Source organism: Gammaproteobacteria bacterium (genome assembly GCA_013816845.1).
Taxonomy (GTDB): domain Bacteria; phylum Pseudomonadota; class Gammaproteobacteria; order DSM-16500; family DSM-16500; genus Aquicella.
The window spans coordinates 313,649-326,487 of the sequence record JACDDU010000004.1 but is presented as its reverse complement, the minus strand read 5'-3'; the positions used below and the strand labels follow the sequence as shown (position 1 = coordinate 326,487).

12 protein-coding genes are annotated in these 12,839 nt (G+C 35.7%); 7 read left to right on the top strand and 5 right to left on the bottom strand.

Translation table 11 applies throughout. The features are described 5' to 3' along the window. Positions 1–107 precede the first annotated feature (107 nt). Positions 108–893, bottom strand: coding sequence for an enoyl-CoA hydratase/isomerase family protein (locus H0W64_09630; protein MBA3661978.1), 786 nt, complete (start codon positions 891–893; stop codon positions 108–110). Between the two features lie 247 nt (positions 894–1,140). Here H0W64_09630 and H0W64_09625 point away from each other — a divergent pair, with 247 nt between their 5' ends. From H0W64_09625 to H0W64_09615, 3 genes are all read left to right on the top strand, one after another. Continuing rightward, entirely contained in the window at positions 1,141–1,581 is a 441-nt protein-coding gene (locus tag H0W64_09625) for a hemerythrin domain-containing protein (GenBank protein MBA3661977.1), read from the top strand. A gap of 146 nt (positions 1,582–1,727) precedes the next feature. Continuing rightward, entirely contained in the window at positions 1,728–1,967 is a 240-nt protein-coding gene (locus tag H0W64_09620) for a CsbD family protein (protein ID MBA3661976.1), read from the top strand. Between the two features lie 135 nt (positions 1,968–2,102). After that, a complete protein-coding gene (locus H0W64_09615) occupies positions 2,103–2,441 on the top strand; it encodes a hypothetical protein (protein MBA3661975.1) in 339 nt (112 codons plus the stop codon). Between the two features lie 65 nt (positions 2,442–2,506). Here the strand turns inward: H0W64_09615 and H0W64_09610 are convergent, their stop codons facing one another. Next, a complete protein-coding gene (locus tag H0W64_09610; GenBank protein MBA3661974.1) occupies positions 2,507–4,051 on the bottom strand; it encodes a hypothetical protein in 1,545 nt (514 codons plus the stop codon). Positions 4,052–4,255: 204 nt separating this feature from the next. On the opposite strand from H0W64_09610, the gene H0W64_09605 reads away from it, so the two are divergent. The 3 genes from H0W64_09605 (at position 4,256) to H0W64_09595 (ending at position 7,883) form a co-directional block, all read left to right on the top strand. Continuing rightward, entirely contained in the window at positions 4,256–5,326 is a 1,071-nt protein-coding gene (locus tag H0W64_09605; protein ID MBA3661973.1) for a hypothetical protein, read from the top strand. A 203-nt stretch (positions 5,327–5,529) separates the two neighbouring features. Further along, a complete protein-coding gene (locus H0W64_09600) occupies positions 5,530–6,423 on the top strand; it encodes a Ku protein (GenBank protein MBA3661972.1) in 894 nt (297 codons plus the stop codon). A 5-nt stretch (positions 6,424–6,428) separates the two neighbouring features. Next, positions 6,429–7,883 (top strand): DUF853 family protein, encoded by a 1,455-nt coding sequence (locus H0W64_09595; protein MBA3661971.1) that lies wholly within the window; start codon positions 6,429–6,431, stop codon positions 7,881–7,883. 4 nt (positions 7,884–7,887) lie between these two features. On the opposite strand, the gene H0W64_09590 is transcribed toward H0W64_09595, so the two are convergent. Next, positions 7,888–8,859, bottom strand: coding sequence for a tRNA-dihydrouridine synthase family protein (locus H0W64_09590; protein ID MBA3661970.1), 972 nt, complete (start codon positions 8,857–8,859; stop codon positions 7,888–7,890). A 405-nt stretch (positions 8,860–9,264) separates the two neighbouring features. Continuing rightward, positions 9,265–10,089 carry a hypothetical protein gene (locus H0W64_09585; GenBank protein MBA3661969.1) on the bottom strand — a complete coding sequence of 275 codons (825 nt, stop codon included), beginning with the start codon at positions 10,087–10,089 and terminating at the stop codon, positions 9,265–9,267. 539 nt (positions 10,090–10,628) lie between these two features. Here H0W64_09585 and H0W64_09580 point away from each other — a divergent pair. Next, on the top strand, positions 10,629–11,555 hold the full coding sequence (locus tag H0W64_09580; GenBank protein ID MBA3661968.1) for a phosphotransferase: 927 nt from the start codon (positions 10,629–10,631) through the stop codon (positions 11,553–11,555). A gap of 292 nt (positions 11,556–11,847) precedes the next feature. Here the strand turns inward: H0W64_09580 and H0W64_09575 are convergent, their stop codons facing one another. Then, positions 11,848–12,747, bottom strand: coding sequence for a LysR family transcriptional regulator (locus tag H0W64_09575; protein ID MBA3661967.1), 900 nt, complete (start codon positions 12,745–12,747; stop codon positions 11,848–11,850). Positions 12,748–12,839 lie beyond the last annotated feature (92 nt).

The following is a 12,839-nucleotide window of genomic DNA, read 5'->3' as shown; positions in this document are numbered from 1 at the left end:
TAAATTTGGAAGGTTCGCAAAAGTCGCCAATGAGGCAATGCTTCACCCGCAATAACTTGTGAAGCATCTCCACCTTCAACATCTCATAAAAGATAAACGAATTCTTGTTAAACCCCTTCAAACTGCGGGCGAGTTTTTTGCAAAAATCCCTTCACACCGTTTTTAAAATCAGAAGTGACACTACAGGTAGCAAAAGCACGGCCTTCTTTCTCAAGATGAGTTGCCAAGTTTTGCTCCCAGCTTGAATTGACTAATTGTTTGGTTTGCGCAAAAGATTGAGTAGGACCTTGCGCGAGCCGTTTAATTAATTTCTGTGTTTGATCTGCAAGATGATCTTGAGGAACAACCCAATTAATTAATCCAGCATTTTGCGCAGCTGTTGCATCGAAAAGATCAGAGAGTAAAAGCCATTCCATCGCTTTTTTTACGCCAACTATGCGCGGTAAATTAAATGATGCGCCGCCATCAGGACTGATGCCAATACCACTGTAAGCCATGGTAAATTTGGTATCCTCGGCAGCAATAACAAGATCTGCTGCCATCATAATACTCATCCCAACACCTGCAACCGACCCATGGACACTTGCTAAAACTGGCTTGGGCATTTGCATTAAATTAAGAATTGATGCATTCAATGTGCGTACAATTTTCATAACATATTTAGGCATCGTGTCTAATTGATTGTAAAAAAAATTAATATCACCACCCGCCATAAATAAATCCCCAGCACCTTGCAACAATACAGCACGAATTGCTGCATTATTGCGAATTTCTTCGGTAAGGATTTCTAATTCATCACCCATTTTGTTATCGAAGCTATTGAAAGCTTGAGGTCGATTAAACGTAACCGTTGCAATGTTATGATCTACAGCAAATAAAAGTGTTTCAAACATGCTTCATTCCTTGTTCATTCAGCAGCAAATAAATTGTGTTTAACGATTGCGGATTTTCTCTCATCCTTAATTAAATAACTATCAAAAGTTACGATAAATCAGCTCAAGGTGATTTATATTTGCTCAGAAGTAGTTAAGCGTTAAGCTAAGTAATTGATTAACACCTTGTCTAATAAAGCTGGGTTAAAAAAAAGACGAGACTTTCAGTGCTATACTAAATTTTTATATTCATAGTAAGGGGAAGGTTATGAATGCGGTAGATTTCCTTATTAAAGAGCATAATAAAATAAGAAAAGCTTTTGCTGAAATTAGTAATAAAGTTCATCGTGATTTAACCAAAAGAGAAATGTTTGAAGCATTATCCCATGAACTAGTTAGACACGAAACAATGGAGCAAGAGGTTTGGTATCCAAAATTAAAGACGAATGAAAAATTACGTGATGTGATCAAACATTTGGTTTTCGAAGAAAAGACTGCAGCAAAAGCCATCAAGGAAATAAAAAAAATAAAAATACAAGAAGCCTGGGAAGAAAAATTTCTTAAATTAAAAAAAGATGTTGAGCATCATGCTACCGAAGAAGAAACCAAATTATTCCCTAAAGTTGAAAGATTACTAAATGAAGCTGAGCTCAATCGAATTGGCAAAGAATTGCGGGAATTCAAGCTTGAATTTGAAGAAGCACGATAATTTTTGCAAGACATCACGCCTGCAATTGAAAAAAACATATTCGATTGTTGAGTGAAAAATGCACGCCATGTTGCTCCGCTCGTGCGCGGCGTGTAAACTGCTGCATTACCTAAAATACATAAATAAAATAAATAGGGATGCATCGTATGAAAAATATTACTAAAATCTTGTTTCTACCCATCGTTGCTGCTTTTTTTATCACAGCCTGCGACAACAATCCTGAACGTCAAAAAGCTACGGGAGAAAAAGTAAAGGGAACAACACAAGCTGCGCTTGGAAATATGACAAATGATTCTGAGCTTAAAGCTGATGGTAAGGGGAATCGTATCAAAGGCGATTTACGCTCTACAAAGGAAGATGTGAAAGATATTGTAACGGGTAACTAACAATTATTGATAATAGAGGTATCTTGTTATTCAGGACAAGCTCTACCTCTAGCTGCATCATTATAAAAAATGCTAGATAGATATAATTGTGTAATAATTTACTCCCCCTCTCTTAATATAAATTGGAACTTGCCCATGATGAGAAAAAAATTTCTCGTAGGATTATTGTTGGCTGTCAGCACGGTGTCCTTTGCGGTAGAAACGTACGCTATACAAGTAAAAGTGAAAACCAATTCTAAACAAGTTTCTGCGCTTGGATTTTCCGTCCAGGGAAAAAAATACGGCATGTTGGGAAAATCTTACGAAAATAAAAATGTCCCACCTGGCGTTTATACATTCGGTTTTCGTGCTGGAAAGGATGTAGCGTGTAAGACAGCGAGTGGCAAAAAGAAAGTTACGCTCAAGAAAAACACAACCGCAATTTTGAAGTACAATGGTACAAAATGCGAAATGCGTCTTATACCGAGTAAGTAAAAGCGTCACTTCAAACCCACTACATCATGCTAGTGGGTTTGAGGATGGTAAACAGCTTTCAGTTGCTATTTGTGAAATAATTTATAAGGCTTCCATACTGTTACAGCATGATTATTAATATTGACTATTTCATTTGATTTTATAAATGCAATCCTATGTCCATCATATAGTTTTAATTCGTATTGTGTTGCGCTTAAAAATTTAAACCCATTAAACTCTCCCTTTTTGGCAATGAATTTAGGGGTAGGACCATTGTTATTGTTTACATTAAATGTATTTTTAATCAGACTAGCATATGGATCGTCACCATAATTAAAAAAGGCTTTCGATCCTGAATTATCTTCGACTAACAAACCTTGCGCTTTTAATTCGGCAGACAAAATGGTTTCAATTTTTTTAGTCGAGCTTAGCGTCTGCCTTGCCGAAGAAACAGTGATGGCCAAAGGTTTTGACGTTTTTCGTTTTGACTTCGCTTTAGTATAAAGATCCATCGCAGTAAGAATGGTATGAAGAGACGCTGAGTGATTTTCTCCATGTTGCAATTTAAAAACAGGGATAGTGTCTCGTAAATTTCCTGCATTAGCCAATGACAATTTTTGACAAGTGATTCTGTTCATACTTTTAAGGCAATAATTAATGGCAAATTTTGCCATTAATTCGAAATTATTATTTTTTTGTAAAATCACACCCCGTTGCATATTAACTTCTTTATCACATTCATCTTCTTCATTTTCTACGGCATATTTATTATAATTTTGCGCGTAATACTTGATGGTCTCTTTGCGTAATGTTCGTTCACCCGACATTAATAACACTCCAATGGTGCCGCCTGCTAATGCACTTGCACCGAGCAAAAAGTAACTTATTTCCCCAGCAAATAAATAATAAGGCGCAGTTGCGAAGATTGAAACTAGGGGAGCTAAAAAAGAAGTCAATGAAGGGTAGAAGGTATTTTTGGTCGTTTCTTCATATCTCTTTTCTAGCCATAGCCAAAATTCTCTTGAATTTTGAAAAGCAGTATTTGCGTCCAAAGTTAAATTGTTTTCTTTTTCAAAATCTTTAAATGCATTCATAAATATTTGGATACTTGCTTGTGTACTATCTTTTACTTCAGCCATAGTTGGCGCATTAATATACATAGCAAGTATCAATTTTTTTCTTAGAAAATCTTCTACATCTACTTTATTGAATGAATACACAATACTAGTGACAAGGGATTGTTCAAATTTTTCAACGAAATTTTGGCTTGATTTTTCTGGGAAGCAATTCTCGTATACTAATTTAATTTTTTCAATCATGGGCTTTGCAATATATAAAAGAAAATCCGTATAAATTTCTTCTTCTATACACAACAGCATTGTTTCTATTTTATGAATCTCCGTCATTAAATCTATTGTAAAGTTTCCAAAGACATAAATTTCCTTTGGATCAACACTTTTATAAATTGGATTGCCGTGTATATCCATTTTAATATTACTTAAATATTCAGGCGTATAAAGTTTTAGAAGTAAATTTAAGGTAACGGGGATTTTAGCTAGGCTATTAAATAAATCCTGAATGAATTGTTCATCCGATATTTTTTGATATTTTCTTACCTTTTTATCACGCATTTCAAAATCGACTCTTTAAGGGCTAAAGTTGAGTGATTATGACTTGCATTGCTTAAAGCAATCTTATTTCCCCATTAATGTGTTGTCTTAAGGCAATTTGTTATTTAATTCAATAGATAAGATCAATGACGCTTAACTTTACCTTAATATTTTTTAATATTAATTTGCTATGCTTAAGAGACCTAATAAAATGATGTGAATTTTATGGATTCTCGAAATAACTTAAACAAAAAGACAAAGCTCTATCGCAATTCTTTTCGAATATTTAGGGTCAACTCAAATAAAAATAAAACTCCTCCTTATTACACTAATAGGGTGGATTATGTTTATGCTACTATTGGTTCAATGTTTAGTTATGAGAATTTTTTAAATGATCAATTTGATGAAGATAAGATTTTTCGTGTAGGTTATATCCCTGAAGTTAAAGATCAAGCCGCGCATTTTAAAATTAAAGTTAATAAAAATTTATATCATTATTTAAGGTTAGTAAATGATGAAGCTTACACATTACATCAGAATAATGAAGAGTATTTTGTTTATGTAACTGATGAAATCCCTAACTTAACTAAACGTATTTCAACTGAACGGACATTTTCTCTTCAAGACTTACCTAGTAATACTAAAATTAATAAATTAGTTGAAATAATTGATAGCGCACTTCAGTATCCATTGTTGTATAAGATTGCCAATAGAATTCAGTCACAAGAAGAAATCATTCCTGCACCCAATGAAGATAATTCCGAAGTTATTGCTAAGCTTAAAAGCTTCTTTACCACGCTTTATGATGAGCGCAGTGATAACGAAGTAACCAACGCTGCGATTGCTATACGCTTTAAAACTTTAATGAGTAATGAAAAGGTTGAAGAATTTGGAATCTCTAAGATGCCAGTCGAACTTATTGAAGAATTCACCCAGGATCTTGCCGTTACGCTTAAAGATAAACCCCGCATGAGTAAAAATATGAGGGTGGCAGTTTATGGTGTTGTTGGCGCAATCGTTGGGGCGATTGTCGGTCTATTGCTCGGATCCGTTATATCCTACGGCGTAATGGGGATTCCTGGTGGTGTTGTAGGTGCTCTAACTGGTTTCACTTTAGGCACGGAACTTGCACTCGGTCTTGCTACATTAGGGAGTGTTGTAGGCGTTGCTACTAGGGTTTACCAGGATAAAAAACGCAGAAAAGATAGCTTATTTCACGCCCCGCAAACCGAACAGAGCGCAAGTGAGCCGATGGCGGATAAAGCACAAAATGACCCTACGAAGAAAGGTAAATAACCTCCATCATTAAAGACAAATTCTAACCACAGGCGGTAGAAAAGCATCTCAGTCTGTACAATTCATCACCTAATCCTGTCTTAAATTCCAGAATTTTCCATTTGGAGATAAAAAAATATTTAATCCTTAACCTTCCAACACCCTTAATTAACTAAAATAATAAGAATAAACATCTTTTTATTTAACTGGAGCAGGGTGAGCACATGCCACGATCAAATTGGAAAGGGGTTATTTCATTTGGCTTAGTCAGTATTCCGATCGTTTTATTTAATTCCGAGGATCCGTCGACGGGTGTGTCATTTAAGCAAATTAATCGCAAGACGGGTGCGAAAATAAAATATAAACGTGTTGATGTTGAGACGAATAAAGAAGTACCGTGGGAGCAAATTGGTAAAGGATATGAGTATGCCAAAGATGTCATCTTGCCTGTAGAAGAAGGTGAATTGGAAAGAGTGGCTGGAGAGAATGCAAGAACCATCGCGATTGAAGAATTCGTGGATAAAAATAGTATTAACTTCCTTAATATTGATGGCACTTATTATCTTGTTCCAGATAAAAATGGTGAAAAGGGTTATGTCATATTGAGAGAAGCTTTAAAACGTGCTAATAAAATAGGTGTCGCGAAAGTCATCATCAGTACCAAAGAATATTTAGCCGCGGTTTCTGTTTTTGAAAATGCTCTTGTTCTTCATTTGTTACGCTATCAGGAAGAAATTCGCGATTTAAATGAATTTAATATTCCGCAAGAGGATTACAAAAAATATAAAGTTAATAATAAAGAAATAGAAATTGCTCAAAAGCTAATCGGTTCCATGACAGCAAAATGGAAACCTTCTCAATACAAAGATGAATACAAAGAAGCAGTCGAAAAATGGGTCGAAGAAAAAGCAAATCACTTACCCGCATCAAAAATGGCCCCACGATCCACTGCGAAGAAACAAACCGGTAAAGTGATTGATTTTGTTGATTTATTACGAAAAAGTTTAGCGTCCTCGAAGCCAGTTAAAAGTCGTGGCAGCAAAAAAACTAAAGTTGCAAAACGAACACCACCATCCTCTAAAAATTTAACGCACCGTAAAACAGCTGCGAGGCATTAATTTTTATGGAAATTCCGATTGGTGTAGATGAAGAAAATCAGCCCGTTAATTTAAACTTAACCATGGTGAATCGTCACGGCCTAATTGCAGGCGCAACCGGTACCGGTAAAACAGTTACCATGCAAAAGATGGCAGAAGCATTCTCACGCGCTGGTATTTCCATATTCACGACTGACGTAAAAGGTGATTTATCAGGGATAGCTTATCCTGCCAGGATGAATCCTAAGTTAGAGCAAAGAATCAAAACTCTTGCTATTAAGAATTATACGCCACGCGGTTGTCCCGTTGAATTTTGGGATGTTTATGGCAAATTAGGTCATCCACTTCGAACCACGATCAGTGAAATGGGGCCGCTGTTATTGGCTCGATTATTAGAATTAAACCCCACCCAACAAGGTGTTTTAAACAGTGCATTTAAAATTGCTGATGAACAAGGCTTATTAATCCTTGATCTCAAAGATTTGGAGAGTCTATTCATTTTAATGAAAGCAAATGCCACGCAGTTGCAAAATAAATATGGAAATATGTCTTCAAGTACGATTGGGGCAATTCAAAGAGGTATTTTTACTTTAGCTTCGCGTGGGGGCGACATTTTTTTTGGCGAGCCTGCGTTCCGTTTAAATGATTTAATGCAAAAAGATTCATCAGGTTTCGGAAAAATAAATATCCTTGATGCTACTTCGTTAATTAATGATGGTCTCTTGTATAGTACTTTTTTGCTTTGGTTACTCTCTGAGCTTTTTGATAAAATGCCTGAGGTTGGTGATTTAGATCAACCCAAATTAGTTTTCTTTTTTGATGAAGCGCATCTTTTATTTAATTCAGCTCCTAAGCCTTTATTAGACAAAATAGAACAATTGGTTCGACTTATTCGTTCGAAAGGGATTGGCGTTTTTTTTATTACGCAAAACCCCATTGATGTTCCAGAATCCATATTAGGTCAATTAGGTAACCGGGTACAGCATGCACTTCGTGGCTTTACCCCCAAAGATCAGAAAAGTATTAAAGCCGCGGCTCAAACTTTTCGCCAAAATAAAAATTTAAAAGCTGAAACTATTATTAGTGAATTAGGTGTAGGCGAAGCGTTGGTTTCATTTCTAGATGCTAAAGGCATTCCATCGATTGTATCGCAAGCTAAAATTTTCCCTCCCGAATCGCGAATGGGCGCGATTACGGCAACTGAGCGAGAATCTTTAATTCAGCAATCCCCTTTACAAGATTTCTACCAAAAAGGAGTAGACCGCGAATCAGCTTTTGAAATATTAAATAAAAGAAACACCTCCCCTGGAGCGTTAGAGCCGCGTCATAAGAAAAGTCAGTCGTCGAATCGTCAATCACGAAATAATCGACGACAAACTCCTGCAGAAGCAGTCCTTGTATCAACTGCAAGAAGTGTTGGAACCCAGCTGGGTCGGCAAATAATTAGAGGGATTTTGGGGTCAATTTTTAAAAAAAAATAATTATTCAATTAAAATAATGACAGCAAATTTCTTGTAAATTTTCAAAAGTAAAACAATGATTAACGGATTCGCAAAATTCATTTCGATACTTTATTGAGCGCGCATAATATTTTGCAATTTTTCTGGCTTGCAGCAGTGCATGCTTTTCGTTGTCCAGTAACTCTATAAGCATAGCCACATGCTCTAAAAATATTTTGCCAGTATCGGATAATGATGGGATAGAAAATTCTAAGTGTTGCGATGTTGCTATGAGTTGACCAATGAGCCAAGGTTGTCCGACACTGGCTCGACCCACCATGGCACCATTACATCCTAACTTCATCATCGTAAGAAGCGTTTCATCGTTTGCAATATCGCCATTGCCAATGACGGGAATTGAAAGCTCATTGACGAAATATTGAATTTGATCATAATGACAAGGCACATTATATTTTTCTGTCCAATGACGACCATGAACAACCACGAAATCAGTTCCAGCATCTTGGATGGCATGAATCAATTCATGATTGAAATTTTCAGTACTGTAACCATCCACGCGAATTTTAATTGAGACAGGCACATGGGTATTTTGTTTCATCGCCCGAATTAATTGATATAGATGACTTGCATTGGATAAATGCTTCGAGCCTGCGCCTTTTCGACGTATTTTTCCTGCAGGACAACCGCAGTTTAAATCTATTAAATTAGCGCCATAACTTGTTACCAGTTGAGACGCTGCGGCTAATTCACTCACTTCACTTCCTGAGAGTTGAAAGCAAACAGGACCTTCGTCTGCATATTTAGTAATATAACGTTTTTTGATCAGGTCTGATGAATGCAGAATCGTTTTGCAAGATATCATTTCAGTGCAAGTATAAGCAGGCTTGCTATAACGCCAGGTTAACAATCGGAAAGGGGCACAGCTAACACCAGCTAAAGGTCCTTGAATAAGATTAACTGGAAAAATCTGTTTTCCTAGTTGAAGTGGTTTGATCATATTTTGCATGATTATGGGTCGGAATGATTGGTGATGATTTAAAATATTTTTTTTTTAGTCAAAACAATTCATTAAGTTATGAAGCGTATGTCCGATAAAGTAAAGTTTACCTAACTTCTCAAAAGGGATAAACAAAAATTCGTGTTTATTTAACTTTAAATTTTTTATTTTTGTCGACTAATTAAATAGCCATGAGAAGGAAAATTACTTTGATATGGGTTGTTAGCTAGATTTTTAAAAATAAGGGCTTGATCTTCTTTTTAACATCCGAGATGAGCTTCAGATGATTTTCAGATTATCGTTGAACAAGCGTTATCTGTAAAAGTGCTATACGTAAGCAAGTATTCGAATAAGAAATTAATGAGCATCCTCTGCTCCTGTTCGTCTAAGAAATTTTTTTAATAATTAAGGCGTAAGTGTGGGGTGGTTAACATTCCAATCTGTCATTAACGTTTTAATATTACTGGGTATATTTTCATCCGATTCATGAGATAATTTTGAAAATAGGACGTGTATCGACTTTGCAACATCCAACCGTTTATTATCCAATTGTTGCCAATAATAATTAGAATTGATAATCGAGCTAATCCCTGAATAGAGAGCGAAAGTAAGAGCGCAAATATTGGCAGCGAGTGCGATGCGTTCATTATCTTGCTCTTCTTTTAAAATGGCAGGAACAATAAATTGAATGTAAATAGAACTTGCGCCAGTAAGTAAGCTGAGCGAGCCATTTAAAAAATGGGTTGAGTATTTTAGACCATGTTCGTAGTTTGATTTTTTTGCACTGTTGCGTTGAATACAATCTTGCAAGGGTACACTTGCTAAATAAGCTGAAACGGAATCATGTTGGGGCGCAGCTAAATTAAGCGTGTTTAAAATCTGTAGGTAAGAGTCGCCAGGAACCTGAGCTTTCATTTCTAATATTTTTAAATCATTTATAATACTATCAATTAAGTGCTGGTCTGCTTCAAGTTGAGTTTGCGTTTGATTTACAAATCTCGTCTTCAGTATTTCTGTTGTTGAGTAACCAACAACAGTTATGGGTAAGGATGCTGTTGCCAACATAATTTGAAAATCAGATTTGATCTTTACACCAAAAAAGGTCACAACAGATAATATAAAGCCACCTAACGCTGCTGCATTACCCAGCATCATATTGATAAGGGCGTTATAAGGGGAGGTAAGAGCGTATTTAATTTTGCCAAGACTATTCAGTAGGAATGCTTTCATTTTATTATTTTTAGACCTCTGTTAGAATGGGTCATAAAATAACCTAAAAATTAAATTGTGTCAATAATATACACTTGTCTTCAGCGTAATAGGAAAGCTCATAGCCATTAAGTTATTGATTTTATGTAAAGGTTAAATATACCTCCTTCTCCCTACTCCCATTTCTAAATAAATAGTCACCTCAAGCGTATTGAACTTGGAAAAGAATGGTTGGGTTGGGAAGGCAGCCAAAACTTGGATATTACCAAGGCTTGTAAGGAGCTACCACAAGAAGCCACCCGCTTTAGGAGCTCGTCTTTTAGAGGTCAATGTTAGTGTGTGCTTACCAGGCAAAACAAAATAACGAAAACGCTATGGATTGGGTGTTGGCTTTTTGTTCGATTTTAGCGAAAATCAATGAACTAAAGTAAACAAATTAAAGCGTAATCTAAAAGAAAGCCTGAAAAATTTAACTTACATTTAGCTTGCCCTACTCAAAGGTTATGTTGCGCCATTAATTCTTAACCCATCCATTCACTGTAAATGCAGGAATATAATTAATGCGTTCTAATAAGCAGATTACTTCTCCCGTCATGCTTTCTTATGACATGTCAGTGAGTGAAGAGGAATGGACAGCAATACAGCATTTAATAAATTCCAATGCTGATCCTGTTATAAGTAAAAAAGATACTAACTTATACAACCAAGCTCCTCGTTACACTGTGATTAAAATTAATCAAAATAATTTTTTTTTAATTGCTGATGGTAGGGGTCGCGATAAAAAAACTAATCCGCATGCTTTCTTTGGCAAGGGTGCTTTTGCACGGGTTAAAGGCGCAGTACAATTTTTAAAAAAGAAAGGGGGATATCAACCTGATGATAAAGGCTATGCTGTAAAAATATATAATCGTGGTCACTTGGAAGATGAAGATACTTTTAAAGATATTCTTGATGAAGCAAAATATTTTAAACAAGCCTATGGTTCAGTTGGTAAAGTGATTCGAAGCAACGATAAAAGCAAAGTTTATTTCATTATGCCTAAACTACCCGGAATAACCCTTGATCAAATCGATTATGCTAGTCTCTCTTTAAATCAATTAATTCAAATCATTATGGCAACAATCTTCGAACTTATCCGTTTTCAAGATATGGGTATAGCCCATGGTGATATTAAGTCGGATAATATTTTGTTTGATCAAACATCAGGACGAGCTTATTTTATTGATTTTGGTGTTTGTAGTCCATTTTATAGGTTGAGTCAATTCCAATTAGCAGAGTTAATCAATGCCTTTGAAAATCCTCTTAAACGCTATGTCGATGATAACGATCTTATTCCAGCTATCGTTGATGAAATCTTTTCCCTGGTTGACCCTCATACCCATAAATTAGCCTTAAATAATAGTTCCTCTGAAACATTAGCAAATAAGTTGCATACGATCATTACCGAAATGATGAATCATGCTTCGAGAAAAACATTAGAATGGTAAAAATACGATAGACATCGCAATGTTATTTGTATTTAGATCGCGGTCATAGCATTGTTATTACGAATGCTAAAAATTTTAACTGCGCACCATGCGAATGCAGATGGCACGGCGATATTCAGTAGCCTCGCAGGAATAACCTTGAGATAGATATTAAATAAGATACTCTGACAAGCACTAAAAAGTTATTCAAAAATTGAGATGCGGTATGTGTCAGCGAATTTGAGATATACCGTATCCAATTAATCGTTCTTAACTATTATATAACTAATGAATTTGTATTATTGACTCTATTTTAAGTAAAGTGTTTGTCACCCAATTTATTAAAAATAAATTCAATGACACATTTAACACGGGCCGACACATGGCCTGGGTGTAACAAGTAGATGGATTGTTCTTCATCGTATCGATGATTTTCAAGAAGAGGGATAAGTTTACCTTGTGTGATATTTTCTCTTATCATAAATGCAGAAAGCCGTGCTATACCTCCGCCTGACAACACCATTTTAGCAATGCTCTCGCCGTTATCTGCGCTAAAGGAATCTTTAGCATCCCATTCCCAAGTTGCTTTTTTGTTTTTAAAAGGCCAACGATTTAATTCAGGATGACCATAAAAATTGAGACAAATATGTTTTTTAAGATCTTCAAGTTTTTGTGGCGTACCGTAATGTTTCAAATATTTTGGTGAGGCTACTAATATCATTTTACTTTCTGCAAGTTTGCGCATCTTTAAAGATGAATCAGGTAATTTTCCAATCCTAACTGCGATATCACAACGTTCCACAAGCAAATCCACCACGACGTCAGTTGTTAATAATATAATTTCAATATTTGGATGCAAGTGGGTGAATTCTGCTAAAACAGGAATCAATTGATGTAAAGCAAAAGGAATGGAGCAAGTAATACGAACTTTCCCTTTTGGCTGAGATTTAAGCGATGCTTCAGCTTCTTTAATATCTGCGAGAATACGAATCACTTTATGATAGAAATGTTCGCCTTCTTCCGTTAAAACGACTTTGCGAGTGGTACGATGCATTAGCCGTACGCCTAATCTTGTTTCTAATCGCAAAATAATTTTACTGACTGAGGAAGGGTCCATGTGTAAACGTCGGGCGGCTTCCGAAAAATTCCCACTATCTACGACATGAGAAAAAATTTCCATTTCGCTAATACGATTATTATTTAATTCTTTCATTTATGAAAATAGATCATATGAGATGTGATTGATAGGATATTGTATCATAGATTAAAAATATCATACTACCAGCTTAAATTCCTAATCTGAGG